This is a genomic window from Rhizobium sp. SEMIA4064 (assembly GCF_003025035.1).
Taxonomy (GTDB): domain Bacteria; phylum Pseudomonadota; class Alphaproteobacteria; order Rhizobiales; family Rhizobiaceae; genus Rhizobium; species Rhizobium paranaense.
In genome coordinates, this window is sequence record NZ_PYJN01000005.1 from 28036 (window position 1) to 48009 (window position 19974).

A 19974-nucleotide genomic window follows, 5' to 3' on the forward strand; every position below is an offset into this window, starting at 1 on the left:
GCTCTTACTGCTGTGCTGCCAGCACCTCCATGCGACCCATCGCCGTGCGGGCCGAGAATTGCGGCCGGTACATGTCCTCGACGCTCGCGGCCGGATGGTCGTAAGTGCCGGGGGTAACAGCGCGCACGACATAGGCGAAGCTCAGATCGCGGTCGGACGATTGGTCGAAGGCGGCGACGAAGCGATCGTTGCGGAACTCGACATGAGCCGGCTGCACATCGCTCAGCCAGTCGAAGTTCGAAAGCTGCGCGCTGTTGACGATGCTCGGATTGTCGATCTCGAAGCCGGCCGGCAAGAGGTCGGTGACGAGAACGCGCGACGGCCAGTCGTTGGTTTCCGTGATATGCAGCACGACCACATAGCGTTCGTTCTGCTGCGCCTGGGTGACATTCGCTTCTTCGCCGTCGAGCGTGTAATATTTGCGCTCAATGTTGAAGCCGTTGCCGCCGGCCGGCAGCGGCGTCACCGGCGCCGCGACGGTGGTCACGGAGGCTGACAGCGGCTGGCGGGTGGTGTTGGTGACGGTCAGCGGATGACCCATCAGGGCGTCACCGGTCATCTGGGCCATGTAAGCGCCGCTATGGGCAGCACCGTTGACATCGAGTGTCAGGCCATCATCGCCATTCTGCAGGGCGCGTGCGGCAAGCAGCATCCAGGTCTGTTCCTGGGTGCTGGTATAGGTCTTTGTCTGCCATTCCTTGGCGACGACGGTTGCCAGTTCCGGAATGATCGGCGGCACCGGGCGGCTTTCGGCAGCAAGTGCCAGTACGGCCGCACCATCTCGCAATGACGAACCGTAGTCGGAACGGGCGAAGCTGACCTTCGTAACCGCCGCCTGTTGCGACATCTGCAGCGCATCGACGAAGATATTGCGCGAGCGCTGCGCATCGCCATAAAGCGCCAGAGCCGCCGCCAGATGCGCCTTGGAGAGTGGCGTCGGGAAGTCGTTCAGCATGGTGTCGGCGTAGTAGCGAAGATCGCTGATCGATGCTTTCTTGTTGCGGGCGAGAACGTAGAGCGCATAGGCGATCTCGTTGCCCTGGTCCTTGACGTTGGTGTTGATGCTCAGCGAATTCTGCAGGTTCTCCAACGCCTGTACCATGGCCTGATCCGGCACCGTGTATTTCTGCTCGCGAGCACGGGTCAGGAAGTCGGTGACATAGGCGTCGAGCCAGAGATCGCCGGAACCCGGAGCCCAGAGGCCGAAGCTGCCGGTCGACGACTGATAGGACATTTCGCGATAGATCGCGTCCTGAATGCGCTTATGGATTTCAGTGTCGTCGGCGAGACCGTTCTTGATCGCCATCTCGCTGAAATAGAGCAGCGGCAGCGAGCTGCTGGCCGTCTGCTCGGCGCAGCCATAGGGATAATGGCTGAGGCTCATCAGCAAAGCCGGTACGTCGAAGGCGCTGGAGCGGCTAACATTGACGCTAACGGAAGCGCCCGGCAGCACGCTGTCGGCCAGCAGGTCAGCATTGACCGTCAGGCTCTTGCCGGATGCGAGCGTGATCAGCCGCCGTTCGGTCACCGGCAATTGCGCCGGCCGGACCGGAATGTCGACCGACTGGTCGAGCGACATTCCCGAAGCATTGGACAGGTTGATCGCAACTGCGCCGGCACCCGGTTGTCCACCGGTCAGAGGCAGCGTGATGTCGTATTTGCCGCCTTGTTTCAGATTGATCGTCTGCTGCGCGGCGCTGGCATCGACGGTCACGGCTGAATTGCCAGCCACCGTCAGCTTGTAGTCGCCGGCAGGCGCGTCGGTATTGGCGATATCGAGCCGGAGATTGGCCTTATCCCCGGGAGCGAGGAATTTCGGCAGGCTGGCCGTGACCACCACCGGATCGCGGATGATCACATCCTGCGTGGCATGGCCGATCCCGGCCTTTGACCAGGCAACCGCCATCAGGCGCGCCGTGCCGTTGAACTGCGGAATGTCGAAGCTGACATTGGCCTTGCCGTTGGCATCGAGCTTGATCGGACCAGAGAAGAAGGCGATCAGCTTTTCCGTCGGCGGGCTGGCCTGTAGGGCCGCCTGTCCGCCATCGCCGCCGGTGCGCAGCCGCCCGGTGGCGCCGAGCGAACCGTCGATGAGGCGGCCGTAGAGGTCGCGGATTTCGAGGCCGAGCTGGCGCTGGCCGTAATACCATTCGTCCGGAGCCGGCGGTTGGTAGCGCGTCAGGTTGAGAATGCCGACGTCGACGGCGGCGATCGTCACATAGGCATCTTCGTTGGCGCCTGCGCCCGCCACCTGCACGCCGATATTCAGCGGCTGGCGCGGCAGGGTCTTCTGCGGCGCATCGAGCTTAACCTGCAGCTTGCGTTCGCCGGGATCGACGGTCGCCCATTTGATGCCGATCGCGCGCATCGGCATGCGGCTTTCCTGCGCATCGCCGGGGCGGAAGAGGGTGGCGGTCACATAGGTGCCTGCGCCCCAATCGGCGGTGACGGGAATGTCGACTTCGCCGCCGGTGGCGCCGACGTCGGCATTGGTCACCGAGATCAGCGTTTCGGAGCCGGCCGTCACCATCAACTGGCCGGCATAGCGGGACGTTACCTTCAGCTTGGCCGTATCGCCGACATGGTAGCTATCCTTGTCGAGCGCGATCTCCAGCGCATCCGGCGTTTGCGTCGAGGTGGAGGCGACGTACCAGCCGGCGTCGAATTCGACGCTGGATTGCGGACCATTCGTATCGGCGGTCTCCACCTCCAGCCGGTAGCGGCCCCAGGTGACCGGAACCGAGATTTCCGCACCATCCGTCGTGGTATTGATCGTGCCAGTGGCGACTTGCTTGGTCGAGGCGATAGGCTCGTATTTCCAGCTACTGCCGTCACGATACCATTGGTAGTCGCGCTCGACGGCGAGCAGCTTCCAGGTCAGGCCCTGCATGGCCTGCTTCTGGCCGTTCTGGTTGACGGCGATGACGTGGAAATTGCCGATCGAATTTTCGCCGAGATTGCCGTCAAATTCCGGCTTGATGCCGATCCGCGGCCCGTCCGCCTTGACCGGCAGCGTCAGCGAGCGCTCGACGGCGCGGCCACCGGCCTCCTGCATGCGGACGGTGATGTTGGCGTTGAGGAGCTGCGTGGTCGAGGGCGTATCGGCGATGGTAACGTCGAAGGTCGTCTTGCCGTCCTCGTCCAGCGCCTGCAGGTCTTCGAGCGGCACTTGCGAGCTCTCGGCCTTGTTGTCGCTGCTGCTGCTGTCGCTATCGCTATCGCTGGCGTCCTGCCCGGCGGCCTCGTCGGCGAGGCCGAATTCGTAGCCCTTATAATCGTCGCTCTCGCGCGTCGGCTTCAGCGTCACTTCGCCTTCGAGGCTAAGGCCCGCCGCCGGCGCGCCGTAGAGATAGCGCCCTTCGATATTGACCGGCGTCGGCTGGCCGACTTCGATCGCCTTGGCGTCGCTCTTCATGTCGAATTCGATGCGATCCGGCACGAAATCGTCGACGAGGAAGGTCTGCGAGCCAATGGAGGCGCCCTTCGGGTCGGTATAGATGTTCATCGTCCAGGTGCCGCGCATCGAGGTCTGCTGTAGCGGCAGGTCGACATTGTAGCCGCCGAGCTTGCCGCCATCGGTAACGATGCGGCGATCCTCAACGCCGTCGGGGCGCAGGAAGACGAAGGTGAGCGGCAGGTTCTCGACCGCCATGGAGCTGACGTCGCGGGCAAGGGCCGAGGCATGCACCGTTTCGCCGGCGCGGTAGATGCCGCGTTCGGTCCAGGTAAGCAGATCGATCGCACCCGGTGCCGTGCGGCCGGTAACGCCGCGGTCGGAGAGATCGAAGCCGGCGCGGGTCATGTCGAGGAAGACGTAATCCTGATCGCCGTTCTGCGCCGTAATGACAGCCGGCGTCATGCCCGCAGTGCCGCGCATCAGGCCGGCACTGAAGGTGGCGCGGCCATTCGCATCGGTCTTCGCAGTACCGAGGATTTCATTGTTCTTGGCGAGCAGTTGCAGCTCGACGCCGGCGATCGGCTTGGCACTGCCGAGCGAGCGGGTGAAGACGTTCAAGCCATCCGTGCCGGCATAGGTCGTGACGCCGATATCGGAGACGACGAACCATTGCGTCGCCTGCGGATCCCATTCCCGGCCGGAGTTCGGTGCGACGGCGGTCAGGACATAGACGCCAGGCTTGCGCTTCGGCAACGCCTCGTCGACCGGGAAGCTGGTGACGACATCCTTGTTGAGATCCTGCTGGATATCAATCGAGCCTTGCCAGACCAGTTCGCCGCTGGTGTCCTGAATGGTCTGTGCGCTATAGCTGTCCATCTGCGTCAAAAACTGCGAATTGCTGAGCAATTGCGCGATATTGCGGTCGCCGATGCGGTAGAGCTTCAGGTTGGCCGTGGTGGTGTTGACCGAAACCAGGGGAATGCCGCGACGCGCCGTCGACGGCAGCACGAAATTGTCGCCGGTGAAGCGGATCGAGGCGGTGCGATCCTTGACGTAGACTTCGATGTCCACCTGTGCGGCAAGGTCCTCATCGACGGAGGAAGGCAGGCCGCGGCGCAACGAAATCTTGTAGTGCTGGCCGAATTCGAGACCTTCGACGCAGATCTGGTTGTCCTTGGCATCGACACCCTTCGGGGCGGCGCCATTGACGGTCACGAAGGGCGTATAGTCGACGCCGCTCTTCACCAGTTTTTCCGAGAATTGCAGGCAGGCGCGGGGCGAGGCGTTGTCGTTGTCCAGCGTGTTGCCGGTGACACGGAAGCCCTGGCGTGCTCTCAGATCCTCATAGGCGGCCTGGATCGTCGGCGAGCCGGCCAGAGCAAGGCTTGCCTTATAGGCGCTGAGCGCCTGGCGATAATTCTGCGCGTTCTGCAGCGAGGTCGCGAGCACGGCGAGCGCGTCGGCGCGGCTCCGCGTCGTGCGGGAAAGCTGATAGCCGTTGAGGGCGGCATAGGCCGCCTGGGTGGCGACCGTCGTGTCGTTCGTGATCGTGTTGGCGGCCCGCGCCATCTCGACCCAGAGCGCGCCATTGTCAGGCGCAAGCGACAGCGCACCCTGGAAGGCGTTCAATGCGTTGTTGACGTTGCCGGAGGTCAGCTCGATGCGGCCGAGCGCCGTCAGGCTTTCGACGCCTTGTCCCTTCAACTCATTGCCGAGCGTGAGCCTGCTCTTCGCATCGCGTGCGCTCTGTACGAAATTGTCGGAAAGGAAGGGGAGAGCGGGTGCGGCGCCGATATCCGGCTCGCTGACTGCTGCGGTTTCGACGATCTTGCCGGCAACAGCGCCGGGGAAGCTGTTGAGCTGGTTGAAATCGGACTTCAGGAAGCACCATTTCACCTTGGGATTATAGGTGAAGGCCTTGCAGGACTTGTCGCCGACGCAGGACGTCGAGCATTGATCCAGCGTGACATTCTGCTCGGTGCGCAGATCGAAGCCGAAGTAATCGCCGTCCGGCGTAGTGACCACTTGCCGTTTGGCATCGGCGGCGCTCGCGGGCGTCAAAGCGGCGAAGGTGGCGAGAAGAAAAGCGGAAAGTCCGATAAACGCGCGCTTAGACATAAGTCCCCCCAACGCTGCCCGTTTCGATTGGCCGCACTCTTCAAACTTCGGGCTAATTTGTCAACCGAGCGTCGAGATGCAAACGCGCGATTTCGACTATACCGATCTGTTTGGTGCGATGTCTTCGATCAAAAATTGCGACTTTGGTCTACGCTTTTCAATGCTTTTGACAGAGCGTCCGATAGGAATACCCAATCATCCGGTTCACAGCGGACTGCAAGTGCCGAAGATGTCATTCTGTACGGACAAGCGAAGCAAAATCAAAAGCTTATTTTAGAAAAGGGCGATGCCTAGTTTCGCAGTACGGAGCTTTACAGAGCGTCTGTTTCATCCTTATGACGATGGTTGCTGGGGATCGCGTTCAGTTTGTCATCGAATAGATGTGTTACGTGTTCATCGACACCGGCGGGCGCCGGTGTCGATGTTGCGCGAGAGTGGCTGACGCTCCTACAGGTTCGTCATTGCCAGCGAGGTATCCGAATAGCGCTTGCCGGCCACCAGATCGAGCGGGATGACGTTGCTCAATTCCTGAAGTTCGCCAGCCGAGAGCGTGATGTCGGCAGCGGCGGCATTCTGCTCCAGATGGTGCAGCTTGCGGGCGCCGGGGATCGGTACGATGTCGTCGCCCTGGTGCAGCACCCAGGCAAGTGCGAGCTGCGCCGCCGTGACGTTCTTGTCCTTGGCGAGGGCTTCGAGCTTGGCGACGAGGGCTGCGTTGGCATCGAAGTTCTCACCCTGGAAACGCGGCACGGCGCGGCGGAAATCGTCGGCTGCGAGATCGCTCACATTGCGGATCGCACCGGTCAGGAAGCCACGGCCGAGCGGGCTATAGGGCACGAAGCCGATGCCGAGTTCACGGCAGGCGGCAAGCACCTCTTCCTCCGGATCGCGGCTCCACAGCGAGTACTCGCTCTGCACGGCGGCAATCGGATGCACGGCATGGGCGCGGCGGATGGTGGCGGCACCGGCTTCCGAAAGCCCGAGCGCACGCACCTTGCCCTCCTTCACCAGCTCGGCCATGGCACCGACGGTATCCTCGATCGGAACGTTCGGATCGACGCGATGCTGGTAGAAGAGGTCGATAACATCAGTGCCGAGACGCTTCAGCGAGGCTTCCGCCACTTCTTTCACATGCTCCGGCCGGCTGTCGACGCCGATCATCGCCGCCGGGCCGGATTTTTCCGGATCGAGCTTGAAGCCGAACTTCGTCGCGATGACGACGCGATCGCGGACGGGCTTCAGCGCACGGCCGACCAGAACCTCGTTGGTGAAGGGTCCGTATGTTTCGGCGGTATCGAAAAAGGTGACGCCGAGATCGACGGCCCGATGCAGCGTTTTGATGGATTCGTTGTCGTCGGTTGCGCCATAGGCGAAGCTCATGCCCATGCAGCCGAGGCCGACAGCGGAGACGGAAAGTTCCTTGCCAAGTTTACGGGTTTTCATAGTCGTATCCTTTTGAGCTTAATTCTGGTCCGCGACGACCATTCTCGTCGGTCGCGTGACGAGAGAGAAATTATGTCTGCCGATAACGAATGAAAATGCATGCAAACTCAAATGGGCTGTTCTATTGATTAGATCAATGAACAGAACTCAGCTCTCCCAATTGGCGGTCTTTGCCGCCGTTGCCGCCCATCGAAGCTTCCGTGCCGCTGGCAAGGAATTGTCGATCGCACCTTCCGCAGTGAGCCATGCGGTCTCGAGCCTGGAGGAAAGCCTTGGCGTGCGGCTGCTTGCCCGCACCACCCGAAGCGTGGCGCCGACCGAGGAGGGCAAGCTGCTGTTGGAGCGTCTGGCGCCGGCACTAGAGGAGATCGATATTGCATTGGAGGACACGCTTGCCGCCCGTGGGCGTCCGGCCGGCAACCTTCGCATCACCGCGCCGCGTTTTGCGACCGACCTGCTGCTTGCCCCGCGGCTTGGCGATTTCCTGAATACCTATCCCGACATCACGCTGGAGATCGCCAACGAAGACGGCTTCAGCGATATCGTCAAGGAAGGCTTCGACGCCGGCATTCGGCTGGAGGAGAGCATCGAGGGGGATATGATCGCGGTGAAGGTCTCGCCGGATATCCGCACCGTCATCGCCGGCTCTCCGGCCTATTTCGAGAAGAATCCGAAGCCTTTGCATCCGCGCGATCTCGTCCATCACCGCTGCATCAAGCGACGATTTACCGATGGCTCTCTCTATCGCTGGGAATTCGAGAAGGACGGCCGTGAGCTGATCGTAGCCGTCGATGGCCCCTTGATTGTGATTGAGGATCGGCTCGCGGTTCTGGCGGCAGTCAATGGCGCCGGCCTCGCCTATCTGTTCGATATCCGCGTGCAACAGGAACTGGATGAGGGCAAGCTCATCCGCGTGCTGGAGGACTGGTGTGCACCCTATCCTGGCTTCTGCATCTATTATTCCAGTCGTCGTCAGATGCGCCCGGCACTCAGGGCTTTCATCGATTTCTTCAAATATACCGGGCCATAGGAGAGCAGTGAGGCCGTCTGCCGCTGCTGACGGAATTCGGATTCGTGGTGTGAGATAGAATGTCAGCACCAGCCGCACGAACAGGGACGAGACGATGAAGAAGCCGGGATCGATGAAGGGGCTGGAGGAGCTCGGCCGCGTCAGGCTATCGAAGAACTTCTTCTTCCGCGATTTCCTGCATTCGGAAATCGCCGATTTCTATCGCATTCCGAATATCCCCGACGACCCGGAGCTAGCGATCGAATCCGGCAGCCGGCTTTGCGAGGAGTTGCTGGAACCGCTGGAGGCGACCTTCGGCCGGCTGCATATCCGCTCAGGCTACCGCGCGCCTGCCGTTAATGCCTTCGGCAACAGGAACGGCTTGAATTGCTCGACGAATGCCCACACCGCCGCGCATCATATCTGGGATATGCGCGATCTCGATGGCTGCATGGGCGCGGCAGTCTGCATCGTCGTGCCATGGCTGATCGATAATTGTCGCGAAGAGGGCGATTGGCGGAAGCTTGCCTGGTGGATCCACGATCACTTGCCCTACGCCTCGCTCTGCTTCTTCCCGAAATTATGGGCCGTCAACATCCAATGGCACGAGCGGCCGCAACGGACGATCCAGAGCTTTGCCCAGCCTCGCGGCATGCTGACCAAGCGCGGCATGGCAAATTGGCAGGGCGATCATTCGGCCCTCTACGAAGGGCTTCCGAAGCCAGTTATTTGACTGGGCATGATCTTATCCAAAAATCGCGTCACACTTTTCGAGATCATGCCTTAAAAGCTGATGCGGTAACGAATGTGCCCGTCGCTCTCGACGTAGCTGTCATAGAGCTTACGGGCCGTGGCGTTGCTCTCTTCCGTATGCCAATAGAGCCGCGCCCAGGCGTTCTTTTTGCAGAGAGCGACGAGATCGTCCATCAGCGCCCGGCCGACGCCACGACCGCGCGTACTTTGATCGACGAACAGATCTTCCAGATAGCAATCCGGCGTACGCACCCAGGTGCCTTCATGGGTCAGGCAGAGCGTGAAACCCTTGACCTCCCCATCGACTTCGGCGATGCGCATGAAGATGGCGGACGCCGGATCGAAGACCCGGCGCCATGTCTTGTCGGTGATATCAGGCGCGATGCCGACACGGTAGAAGGCGAGATAGTCGGCCCAGAGCTCGCGCCAGCGGATTTCGTCTTCGGGCTTGGCATCGCGGATCACCACGGTCATCGGTTCATTCCCGTCTGTTTTATGCGCCGGCTTTGTCGAGCAGGCTCATGGCTTCGTCGGAAAGCGAAAGCTTCGCCGAATTGATCAGCGCGTCGAGCTGGCTGAGGCTGGTGGCGCTGGCGATCGGCGCTGTGACGCCGCGTTTGCGCAGCAGCCAGGCAAGTGCGACATCGGCTGGCGTCGACTTGGTTTCCGCGGCAACTGTATCGAGCGCGGCGAGAACGCGGAAGCCCTTGTCGTTGAGGTAAGACGCGACGCGGTTTTCGCGCGCCCGGCCTTCGGTATCGGCCTTGCTGCGGTATTTGCCGGTGAGGAAGCCGGCCGCGAGGCTGAAATAGGTGATGACGCCGATCTCCTCTTTCACGCAGAGATCGGCAAGCGGGCCTTCAAAGCTTTCGCGCGCATAGAGATTATATTCCGGCTGCAGCACGTCGTAACGCGGCAGGCCGGCCTTGGCGGCGGCGTCGAACGAGGCTTGCAACTGCTCCGCATTGAGGTTGGAGCAGCCGGCATGGCGGATCTTGCCCTGTTCTTTCAGCTTGGCATAGGCGCTGAGCGTCTCCTCATGCGGCGTTTCCGGGTCCGGCCAGTGCGAGAGATAGAGATCGATATAGTCGGTCTGCAGCCGCTTCAGCGAATCCTCGACCGCCCGCAGGATGTAATTCGCCTTCAGCCCCTTCTTGCCGGGACCCATTTCCGAACCGACCTTGGTGATGATGATGGCCTTGTCGCGGGCGATGCGGCCCCGCTTCAGCCACTTGCCGATGATTTCCTCGGAATCGCCGCCCTTGTTGCCGGGAACCCAGCTTGAATAGACGTCGGCTGTATCGATCGTGTTGAAGCCGGCACCGAAGAAGGCGTCGAGCAGAGCGTAGGAAGTCTTCTCATCGGCCGTCCAGCCGAAGACATTGCCGCCGAAGACGATCGGCGCGGTGAAAAGATCGGTTCGTCCAAGCTTGCGCATTTCCATGGTGGCTCTCCAAATTATCTGAGCAAAAACCGGCATCGAAAAGGCCGGAAAGGGAGGGGACGTCGATGCAAGTTATCGTCCTACCATTGGAAATGCCACTAACGATTATTTTATTCGGCCGCCGACCGTCGGTAATGGCTGGGCGACAGCTCATTATATTTCGACCAGACGCGCCGCATGTGCCGCGGCGAGGCGAAACCGGATTTTTCCGCCACGCGCTCCATGTCCAGCCGCGAATTGGCAAGCACATCGCGGGCGAGCGTGACGCGCATCAGATTGACATAGGCGGTCACCGAAAGCCCGGCATGCTCCTGAAACAGCCGGGAAATATGCCGCGCGCTCATCGCACCGATGCCGGCAAGCTCCGCGAGCGACCAACCATGGGCGGGATCGGCCATGATCGCATCCTGAACGCGGTGAATGGCGGGATGCACATGATTGCGGCCGCTGAGCCAGGGCGAAAGCTGCGGGTCAGCGCCCGTGCGGCGCATGTAGACGACCATGTGGCGGGCGATCGTCAGCGCCGTCACCGGCGAGGTGAGCTTGGAGACGATGTGCAGCATCAGGTCCGTGCCGGTTGAGATGCCGGCGCTGGAATAGCGCTCGCGGTCCTCGACATAGAGCCGGTTGTCGAGAACCCGCGCAGTGGGAGCATAGTGCTGGACCTCCTCGATACAGGCTGCGTGCGTCGTGCAGGCGTATCCTTCGAGCAGGCCAGCGCGGGCGGCAAGCACAGCGCCTGAGCAGATGGTGATGAGGGTGACGCCCGGGCGGATCGATGTCCTCAGCCAGGTGGCGAGCAGCCCGTTCTCCTCTTCTATGTCGCCAGCGTCGGATGGCGGTGTGACGCTGCCGGAGACGACGACCAGGGCGCCCTCGGGAATGCAATCGGGCACCGGCAGGAGATCGGCGACCGTCAGGCCGATCGAGGTCGTCTGCGTCGGGCGGGCGGCAATGAAGCGGTAATCGAACAGGATATCCTCCTGTTCGATATTGGCGCGGCGCAGAACCTCCACCGGCCCCGCGACATCCATCAGCAGCGTGTAGGGCGGCAGGAGGACATAGACGGGAATGACCCGGAGGTATCTGTCGCCTTGGTTCATGCAGCACTCCTGATCGCCACGGATGCAAGCGCATCTTCCACGGTGGCGATGCGGGCGAAACGGCCCGATAGCACCAGCTCGGTGCGCTTCTTGATATCGTCGGCGCTGAACACCGTACCCGACGCATGCGTCATCGGGAAGGTCAGCGTCGCCTCGGTGACGTAGTCGACATCGTAGCCGAGGTCGGAGGCGTGGCGCGTCGTCGTTTCGCAGCATTGCTCGGTGCGGATGCCGGAAACGATGAGCTTGCGGATGCCGTTTTCCACCAGCCAGACATCGAGACCGGACCCCACGAGCGCGGAATGGCGGGATTTGTGGAATACCGCGTCAGCCTCGAGCGTAATCTCCTCGAGCTTGCGGACATAGCCGCTTGCCAGGCTGAAATGATCGTCGCCGTCGACATGAAAAATCTGGACCACCGGAATGCCACGGGCCTTGGCGCCGTCGATCAAAGCCTGCAGCCGGTCTACGAAATCCGGCAGGTCGTCCGCTTGCCAGTAAGGGCGCTGGCGAAAGGATTCCTGAACATCGATAACCAGCAAAGCAGTGTCGGCATAGGACATTTTCGTATCTCCTGTGATTGAAGGATAGCCGAAGCTAGATCCATAGCGCTAGCCACAAAAGCCACATGCCGGACAAAATGAGGACAAATCCGGCCATCGAAATTCTCAGAACGATGGCGAGTTTCTGGCTTGGGGTTGCTCGATGGCATTGCACCTTGGATAAGGGCCGAATACAGTTGCCTCCGGTTCTATCGCGAGCGAGATGACCCATCGTTTCGTTCCATCCATCACTTTCACAAGGTCCTATCCGAAAGCCGCTCTGCGCTTTCTGCCCTGCGGTTGTTTGCTTCGGGATCGTGCTCCAGGAGGAAAAGTCATGCTGCGTTTCGGAATCTTATCGACCGCAAAGATCGGCCGCGAACTGGTCGTGCCGGCCATTCAGGATGCGGAAAATTGCGTGGTGACGGCGATCGCCAGCCGTGACCTTGCACGCGCTCGCGAAATGGCGGACCGCTTCTCCGTGCCGCATGCTTTTGGCTCCTACGAGGAAATGCTCGCCTCGGATAAGATCGACGCCGTCTATATTCCGCTGCCGACCTCGCAGCATGTCGAATGGACGATCAAGGCGGCCGATGCCGGCAAGCATGTCCTCTGCGAAAAGCCGATTGCGCTGAAGGCCGATGAGATCGACAGCCTGATCGCTGCCCGCGACCGCAACAAGGTGCTGGTGACGGAAGCCTATATGGTCACCTATACGCCGGTCTGGCAGAAAGTGCGCTCGCTGCTGGCAGCCGGCGCCATCGGCCGGTTGCGTCATATTCAGGGCGCCTTCACCTATTTCAACCGCGATGCCGGCAACATGCGCAACATCCCGGAACTCGGCGGCGGCGGCCTGCCCGATATCGGCGTCTATCCGATGATCAGCACCCGCTTCGTCACTGGTCGCGAGCCCCTGCGCATCCAGGCGGTCACAGAGCGCGATCCGGAATTCAGCACGGATATCTACTCCAGCGTCAAGGCTGATTTCGGCGATTTCGAAATGACCTTCTATATCTCGACGCAGATGGCTGCCCGCCAGGTCATGGTTTTCCACGGTACGGACGGTTTCATCGAGGTGAAATCCCCCTTCAATGCCGATCGCTACGGCGCCGAAGAGCTGGAGCTGACCAATCGCAACCATTCGGAATCACAGATCTTCCGTTTCCCCGACAGCCGTCAGTACAAGCGTGAGGCGGAAGCTTTTGCCTCGGCGGCATTGGGTAAGGATGCGGAAGTCGTGACGCTCGAAAGTTCGAAGCTCAATCAGAAGGTCATCGATGCCATCTATCGCGCCAGCGAGAAGGATGGCTGGGAACCGGTGTGAGTTGGTTCCTCAAGGATTTTGTCGGTGGCGGAAGACGAAGCGTGAATAGCCGAAGAAGCTGAACGCAGTCGCGGCCGCCGACGCCAGGATCAGCGCGATGATCGGCCGGAGCGTCGGCATGGAGACGAGCAGCGAGCTGAACAGGGCGTAGTTCAGCAGTGCCGAGGTCAGACCGACCGAACCATAGCGGAAGCCTTCAGCCGCAAGCGAGCGATTGGAACGGCCGAAGGTGAAATTGCGGTTGAGAAACCAGGTCGCGAGCAGCGCACTCGGTATGGAAAGGGCGCGGCCGACGAATGGGCCGAAGGGCGTGAACCAAAGCAGCAAATGCAGCACGCCCGCATCGACCACGAAGCCAACGCCGCCGGCGATCAGGAAGCGCAGAAGCTTCTTCATGCAGCCTTGGCCTTTTTCCGCCGGCTCGCCGGCTTTTCATGTTCGGCGATATAGACCGTTTGCTCGTCGCCAATCTGCCGGGATACCGGTTTGGCCAAGCTCATATAGTGGATGCGAAGCTGTTCGGCGCGGGCGCGGGCGACGGAATCGAGGATCAGCCCGGCTGTGAACATCATGATGGAAATCATCATCAATGCCATGGACAGCACCCAGGTGGGCATGCGGGCGACCAGGCCGGTTTCGAAATATTCGACAAAGACGGGGATCATGAAGCCGATGCTCGCCTCCATGAAAATGGCGCTCAAAATGCCGAAGAAGGCGAAGGGTCGCGTTTCCTTCATCAGCATCGCGAACATCCAGAGGATCTTCCAGCCGTCGCGGAAGGTCGAAAGCTTGGAGTGCGAACCCTCAGGCCGGCGACCGTAATCGAGTTCCAATTCGCTGACGGGCAGCTTCAGCCGCGAGGCATGCACCGACATTTCCGTTTCGATCTCGAAACCGCCGGATACGGCCGGGAAACTCTTGACGAAGCGCCGGGAGAAAGCGCGATAGCCGGAGAAAATATCGGTGAAGTCGGTGCCGAAGATCGTCCGGTAAAGCCAGTTGAAGATCCGGTTGCCGAAGGCATGACCCTGCCGGCCGGCATCGTCGTGCACACCACGGCGCGTGCCCACCACCATGTCGGAACCTTCGGTCAGCAGCGTGCGGATCAATTCCTCCGCATCCTCGGGCGCATAGGTGCCGTCACCGTCGGCCATGAGGTAGATGTCTGCGTCGATATCGGCAAACATGCGGCGCACCACATGTCCCTTGCCCTGGCGGCGCTCGCGCACGACGGTCGCGCCGGCAAGCATGGCTTGCAGCGCCGTCCCGTCGGTGGAGTTGTTGTCATAAACGTAGATGCGAGCCTTTGGCAGCGCCTCGCGAAAGCCGCGCACGACTTGGCCGATCGTTGCGGCCTCATTGTAGCAGGGCAGGAGAACGGCGATGTTCAGGTTCTCACTCCACATGGTTTCTGGCCAATTCTTACGCATGACGTTCACTTGAGGCCTCGACGGATAATTTGGATGAGAACTTATCCCGCTGCGCGTTAATAAGACCCTATGGCTGCGGGTGAAAAATGGCAGGTTGTGATCTCCGCGGGAACATTATCGTGATATCGGCTGCAGCGCGGCCTGGCTTTACCCTTTCTTGATTGGCAGCCGTTAGCGTGGCGCCCTTGCATGTCCTTCAAACACGGGGTTTCATCGAAATGGTGCAGGCGGTGGGAATATCGCGCGGATCGGCATTGGCGGCCACGCAGACGGCGCCTTCGCGCTGGTCGCGGCTATGGCTCGTCGCGCTGATCTACAGCCTGATCATCATCGCCGCCCTGCTGATCCTCAATCGTCACGCCACGGACTATGTCGGGCCCGACAATGACGACATGATGCGTCTCGTCGAAGTGCGCGATTTCCTGGGAGGCCAGGGCTGGTTCGACATGGTGCAATACCGCCTCGGCCTCGATGGCGGCACGCTGATGCACTGGTCGCGTTTCATCGATTTGCCGATCGCCGGCCTGATTGCCTTCTTTCGGCTGTTTCTTACACCGGAAGGCGCGGAAGCAGCGGCGCTTACAGTTTGGCCGCTCATGCTCGTGCTGCCGCTGATGTTCTCCATGGGCCTCGCCGGGCGCCGCATCGCCGGCACGGAAGGCATGCATTTCTCGCTCGGTCTGACGGCGCTCTTCATTTTGGTGTCGAGCCGTTTCAAGCCGGGTTCCATCGATCATGACAATGTGCAGCTCGGGCTGGTCGCGCTCACCGTCGCCATGCTGGCCGACGAGACCTATAGGCCGCGTAATTTCGTCATCGCGGCCATCGCGCTTGCCATCGCCCTCGGCATCGGAGCGGAGACGACGCCGTTCGTCGCCGTCGCCTGCGTAGCGGTCGCCGGGCTCTGGGCCTGGGACGGCGAGATTTTCGCGCCCGCTGCCCGCGCCTTCGCCTTGACGCTGACGATCGCCGTCAGTGCTGCATTCTTGGCGCTGGTGCCGCCGCATCTCTATTCCGCAGTCACCTGCGACAATCTCTCGCTGGGCTTCTACAGCATCATCAGCATCGGCGGCGCCGGCCTGCTGCTATCAACACTGTTCGCCAGCCGTCTGTCGCGGCCCTGGCGTCTGGCGATGCTGGCGGCCAATGGCGCTGTCGTCTTCGCCACGACACTGGCGATCGCGCCGCAATGCCTGCGCAATCCGCTCGCCGATCTCGACCCGTTGCTGGTTCAGCTATGGTTGAACAGCGTCTCCGAGGCGCAGTCGATCCTGTCCTTGTCCCGTAATCAGCCGGAAACGCTTGGTGCCTTCTATGCCACTGGCTTCATGGCGATCGTCGTCTGCCTCTTCCGCATGATGCGCGGCGAGCGCGCCCGGTTGCATTTCGTTCTTCTGGCTCTGGTGGGCGTCAATTGGATCATTGCGCTGGTGCAGGTGCGCGGTGCCGAGTTTTCCAATTTGCTCGCCATTCCGCCGCTCGCACTACTGCTTGCCGAACTTCGCCGCATCTCCGTCGCCGATACGGAAGATATGGGCGCAGCCTTCTTTTATGTCGCCGCCACGCTGCTCTCGGCACCCGCCGTCTGGGCCGTCGGCGGCGCACTTGCCAACAACGGCATCGCAAACAGTTTCTCCGCGCCGGTCGCCAAGGCGGAAGAGACGGGGGTATGCATCACAAAAGACGCGCTGGCGCCGCTCGCCGGTCTCGCTCCAGGTGTCGTTTCCGCGCCGTCCAACATGGGTTCGCCCATCCTGCGCTTCACGCCACATCGCGTGCTGTCCGGTCCCTATCATCGCGATCAGGGTGGCATGCTGACCGAGTTGCACATCGGCCTGGCGGAACCGAAGGAGGCGGAAGCTTTCCTGCGCGGCGCCCATGTAACCTTGCTTGCCTTTTGCCCCAGCGACCCGCAGGTTGAAGAAGTTTCCAAGCTGAAGCCGGATGGGCTCTATGCTCAACTCAGCCAGGGGCATGTGCCAGCCTATCTTCAGCCGATCCCAGTGGCGGCGAAGTCGGATGTGCAGTTCTTCCGGTTCGCACCGACGGATTGACGGTGCCCCGATAGCCTGTGTTTTTTAGCTGTCTGATCAACGAGGCCTTATGGAAGAGCAGCCGCCAGCAAGTGGATCGTCGAGCATTTTTCGCGAGGTGAGCGGGTGCTTCTTCCGTTCCGTGCTTGTCGAACGCCTCGATCATGTCCTCGATCCTCCGGACCAGACGAGTGCAGGCCGGTATCACCGGCTCGGTCAGCCAGCCCTCTATATGAGCGCTTCGCCGGAATGGGCGATCATGGCGATTTCAGGTTATATGCGCGAAGACGGTCGGCGACGTGTTGTTGTGCCGCTGATGGTGAGCAACGCGTTCGTGCTCGATCAGCATGATCAGCGGGCATGTGAACGGCTCGGCATCGATCGGAATGCCTCCAATCTACCCTGGCGCCCTGCATTGGCTGCCGGCGAGGAGCCGCCCTCATGGCGCACGGCCGATGCTGCGAGAGCAGCCGGTGCCGACGGCATCATCGATCGGTCAAGGCTGATCCCCGGTGGATGGCATCTCAATCTGTTTCGCTGGAACGCGTTCGGCGGTCCGTCCGTCGAGGTGAACGGTGACCCCGTTGAGATTACATTGTCCGAAGATGGCCCGAAGTGGGGGCTGTAGCCAAAGCTTTGTGCCACGAACGCCCGGATCAGGCCCGGCGCTGCTCAAGCCTGTCAAGCGTGACGAGATAACCGATGAAGCCGAGGTTATAGCCGCCGAGCGCAACGAACAAGGTCATCAGAGGCGGCGGAACCGCGGAGGCGGCAACGGCTGCCATGAAGGCGATGCTGACCAGGGCCGCGCCCAGGATCGAGCCGATCGCCGAACGCTGCAGGCCGGCCGCAATTCCGATGATCATGGCGGTTACGAATATCATCGCTCCACCTCCTCTTTACCAAAAACAAGTTTGCACAGAATTGCACGCGGATGGCTAAGAAAGGCTTTGTGGACAAGGTTAACGCATGATGAAGCTCATTGTGCCATGCGTCCTGTTGGGACGGGCAAAGACGCATCAGCGCTTTAGATCTGCGCATAATCCTTTCCTCAAATCGATTCCGATTTAAGGGGTATATGGCTCCGCATTTGCGGCGACTTCGGATAAAAAGACCGTATGAGCAGCTTCTTTGAGAGTGATTCGCCGACCAATCTCGCGGAATATTCGGTCTCGGAATTATCCGGATCGATTAAGCGTACGGTCGAGAGCGCCTTCGATCAGGTACGGGTGCGCGGCGAAATATCCGGCTACCGCGGGCCGCATTCCTCCGGTCATGCCTATTTTTCGCTGAAGGATGACCGGGCTCGCATCGACGCTGTGATCTGGAAAGGCACATTCTCCAAGCTGAAATTCCGCCCCGAGGAGGGAATGGAAGTCATCGCCACCGGCAAAGTCACGACCTTCCCGGGCTCCTCGAAATACCAGATCGTCATCGAAACGCTGGAGCCGGCGGGCGCCGGTGCGCTGATGGCCCTGTTGGAGGAGCGCAAGCGCAAGCTCAGCGCTGAGGGTCTGTTCGATGCCGACCGCAAGCGCCGGCTTCCTTTTTTGCCCAAGGTTATCGGTGTCGTCACTTCCCCGACGGGCGCGGTCATCCGCGACATCCTGCACCGCATCTCCGATCGCTTTCCCGTGCATGTGCTGGTCTGGCCGGTGAAGGTGCAGGGGGAGGGCTCGGGCGATGAGGTGGCGAATGCTATCCGCGGCTTCAACGAATTTATGCCCGGAGGCCCCGTTCCCCGTCCCGACGTGCTGATCGTCGCCCGTGGCGGCGGCAGCCTGGAGGATCTCTGGAGTTTCAACGACGAAGCGGTCGTCCGCGCAGCCGCGGCGAGCGAGATCCCGTTGATCTCCGCTGTCGGCCACGAGACCGACTGGACGCTGATCGACTATGCCGCCGATATCCGTGCTCCGACGCCGACAGGGGCTGCGGAAATGGCCGTGCCGGTCAAGGCTGAACTCGAGGCGCAGCTCGCAAGCCTGGCCGCCCGCCTGCAGGGTGGTGTCGGCCGGCAAATGGATCAACGCCGGCAGTCGGTGCGCGCGCTGCTTCGGGCGCTACCCTCGCTCGACCAGCTTCTGGCCCTGCCGCGCCGCCGCTTCGATGAGGCCGCCGCCGGCCTGGGCCGCGGGCTTGAGCTGAACACGCTCAACAAGCGCCGTGCCTTCGAACGCACCGCCTCGCATCTGCGGCCCGACGTGCTGTCGAACCGTATTGTCGAGCGCCGGCAGATGCTGGGCGAGCGGATGAGCCGCGCCGAACGCACCGTCGAGCGGATGATCGACCGCGCCCGCGCCCGTATCGGCCGAGCCGATGCCGTTTTCGCCACGCTGCCATCGCGGTTGGCGACGCAGACTGGTCGTGCGCGCGATCATCTCGGCAATCTTTCCCGCCATGCCGACACCGCGATACGTCATCAGCTCGTGCGGGCGCGTGGCGAGTTGGTGGCCCAGGAGCGGATTCTGCAATCGCTATCCTACAAAAATGTGTTGAAGCGCGGCTATGCCGTCGTGCGCGACGAAGCCGACCGGCCCGTTTCGCTGGCCGCAGCACTCACCACAGGCGCCGCAATCTCCATCGAATTCGCCGATGGCCGCGTCGGTGCCGTCACCGGAGACGGCCCTGCCGCTCCTTCGCCGACGGTGCCGCCGGCAGATACGCCGCCGCAGAAGAAGCGGGTTGCGAAACCGGCCGATCCTGCCGATCCGCCGAAGCAGGGAAGCCTGTTCTGATGCGCATCCTCCTCGTGCTTGCCCATCCGCTGGAGGATAGCTTTGCGGCCGCGGTGGCGAAAACGGCGGAGGAGGCGCTTGTCGCCGGTGGGCATCAGGTGGATCTGCTCGATCTCTATCGCGAGGATTTCGACCCGCGCCTGTCCGAAACCGAGCGGCGCGGCTATTTCGATCAACCCTATGATACGTCGGCAGTCGAGACTATCATTGCCCGGCTACGGGCCGCCGATGGGCTGATACTGGTCTTTCCCCAGTGGTGGTTCAATTTTCCGGCCATCCTCAAGGGCTTCTTCGATCGGGTCTTCGCGCCCGGCATCGCTTTCCGCCACGATCCGGCCGGCGGTCGTATCGTGCCGCAGTTGAGCAATATCCGCCTGTTCTGGGCGCTGACGACGACCGGTTCTCCCTGGTGGGTCGTGCACCTCTATATGGGCAATCCGGTGCGTCGCCTCTTGAAACGTGGCATCGCCGCCTTCTGCTCAAAGCGGCTCGATTTCCGCATGTTGACCCTGCACGACATGGATCGGATCGGTGAAGACAAGCGTCTTGCTCATCTCGCTCGCATCAGGAATGCGCTGGCCGCACTGTCGCTTTGAGCTAACTAATCCCCAGTACCTAATTCGCAATCAATTCGGCTGATATG

The 19974-nt window shown here is 61.3% G+C and carries 16 protein-coding genes; 7 read left to right on the forward strand and 9 right to left on the reverse strand.

Going from position 1 to position 19974, the window contains the following annotated elements:
• Positions 1–4: 4 nt before the first annotated feature.
• Together C9E91_RS01910 and C9E91_RS01915 are read right to left on the reverse strand one after the other, a co-directional pair.
• Positions 5–5515 carry an alpha-2-macroglobulin family protein gene (locus C9E91_RS01910; protein ID WP_107106690.1) on the reverse strand — a complete coding sequence of 1837 codons (5511 nt, stop codon included), beginning with the start codon at positions 5513–5515 and terminating at the stop codon, positions 5–7.
• Positions 5516–5962: 447 nt separating this feature from the next.
• The gene (locus tag C9E91_RS01915; RefSeq protein WP_107106691.1) at positions 5963–6958 is read right to left on the reverse strand and encodes an aldo/keto reductase; all 996 of its coding nucleotides are present in this window, start codon (positions 6956–6958) and stop codon (positions 5963–5965) included.
• A 136-nt stretch (positions 6959–7094) separates the two neighbouring features.
• On the opposite strand from C9E91_RS01915, the gene C9E91_RS01920 reads away from it, so the two are divergent.
• The gene (locus C9E91_RS01920; protein ID WP_107106692.1) at positions 7095–7988 is read left to right on the forward strand and encodes a LysR family transcriptional regulator; all 894 of its coding nucleotides are present in this window, start codon (positions 7095–7097) and stop codon (positions 7986–7988) included.
• A gap of 94 nt (positions 7989–8082) precedes the next feature.
• On the forward strand, positions 8083–8700 hold the full coding sequence (locus C9E91_RS01925; RefSeq protein ID WP_107106693.1) for a hypothetical protein: 618 nt from the start codon (positions 8083–8085) through the stop codon (positions 8698–8700).
• Between the two features lie 50 nt (positions 8701–8750).
• On the opposite strand, the gene C9E91_RS01930 is transcribed toward C9E91_RS01925, so the two are convergent.
• From C9E91_RS01930 to C9E91_RS01945, 4 genes are all read right to left on the reverse strand, one after another.
• Positions 8751–9194, reverse strand: a complete 444-nt coding sequence (locus tag C9E91_RS01930) for a GNAT family N-acetyltransferase (RefSeq protein ID WP_107106694.1) — start codon at positions 9192–9194, stop codon at positions 8751–8753.
• Between the two features lie 19 nt (positions 9195–9213).
• Positions 9214–10164, reverse strand: a complete 951-nt coding sequence (locus tag C9E91_RS01935; protein ID WP_107106695.1) for an aldo/keto reductase — start codon at positions 10162–10164, stop codon at positions 9214–9216.
• A gap of 110 nt (positions 10165–10274) precedes the next feature.
• Entirely contained in the window at positions 10275–11267 is a 993-nt protein-coding gene (locus tag C9E91_RS01940) for a GlxA family transcriptional regulator (protein WP_107106696.1), read from the reverse strand.
• Entirely contained in the window at positions 11264–11830 is a 567-nt protein-coding gene (locus C9E91_RS01945; RefSeq protein ID WP_107106697.1) for an isochorismatase family protein, read from the reverse strand. Before C9E91_RS01945 ends, C9E91_RS01940 begins: the two co-directional genes overlap by 4 nt.
• 316 nt (positions 11831–12146) lie before the next feature.
• Here C9E91_RS01945 and C9E91_RS01950 point away from each other — a divergent pair, with 316 nt between their 5' ends.
• Positions 12147–13133, forward strand: a complete 987-nt coding sequence (locus tag C9E91_RS01950; protein WP_107106698.1) for a Gfo/Idh/MocA family protein — start codon at positions 12147–12149, stop codon at positions 13131–13133.
• 9 nt (positions 13134–13142) lie between these two features.
• On the opposite strand, the gene C9E91_RS01955 is transcribed toward C9E91_RS01950, so the two are convergent.
• Both C9E91_RS01955 and C9E91_RS01960 read right to left on the reverse strand, forming a co-directional pair.
• The gene (locus C9E91_RS01955) at positions 13143–13529 is read right to left on the reverse strand and encodes a GtrA family protein (RefSeq protein ID WP_107106699.1); all 387 of its coding nucleotides are present in this window, start codon (positions 13527–13529) and stop codon (positions 13143–13145) included.
• Complete coding sequence (locus tag C9E91_RS01960) at positions 13526–14539, reverse strand: glycosyltransferase (RefSeq protein ID WP_107106700.1); 1014 nt, start codon at positions 14537–14539, stop codon at positions 13526–13528. The genes C9E91_RS01955 and C9E91_RS01960 overlap by 4 nt, the downstream gene beginning before the upstream one ends.
• A 242-nt stretch (positions 14540–14781) precedes the next feature.
• Between C9E91_RS01960 and C9E91_RS01965 the strand changes: the two genes are divergently transcribed.
• Together C9E91_RS01965 and C9E91_RS01970 are read left to right on the forward strand one after the other, a co-directional pair.
• Positions 14782–16617 (forward strand): hypothetical protein, encoded by a 1836-nt coding sequence (locus tag C9E91_RS01965; protein WP_107106701.1) that lies wholly within the window; start codon positions 14782–14784, stop codon positions 16615–16617.
• Positions 16618–16666: 49 nt separating this feature from the next.
• The gene (locus C9E91_RS01970; protein WP_107106702.1) at positions 16667–17224 is read left to right on the forward strand and encodes an RES domain-containing protein; all 558 of its coding nucleotides are present in this window, start codon (positions 16667–16669) and stop codon (positions 17222–17224) included.
• 28 nt (positions 17225–17252) lie between these two features.
• Here C9E91_RS01970 and C9E91_RS01975 read toward each other — a convergent pair whose 3' ends face one another.
• Positions 17253–17480, reverse strand: coding sequence for a homogentisate export protein (locus C9E91_RS01975; protein WP_107106703.1), 228 nt, complete (start codon positions 17478–17480; stop codon positions 17253–17255).
• Positions 17481–17714: 234 nt separating this feature from the next.
• On the opposite strand from C9E91_RS01975, the gene xseA reads away from it, so the two are divergent.
• On the forward strand, positions 17715–19331 hold the full coding sequence (gene xseA / locus C9E91_RS01980; RefSeq protein ID WP_107106704.1) for an exodeoxyribonuclease VII large subunit: 1617 nt from the start codon (positions 17715–17717) through the stop codon (positions 19329–19331).
• Positions 19331–19927 carry an NAD(P)H-dependent oxidoreductase gene (locus C9E91_RS01985; protein WP_107106705.1) on the forward strand — a complete coding sequence of 199 codons (597 nt, stop codon included), beginning with the start codon at positions 19331–19333 and terminating at the stop codon, positions 19925–19927. Before xseA ends, C9E91_RS01985 begins: the two co-directional genes overlap by 1 nt.
• Positions 19928–19974 lie beyond the last annotated feature (47 nt).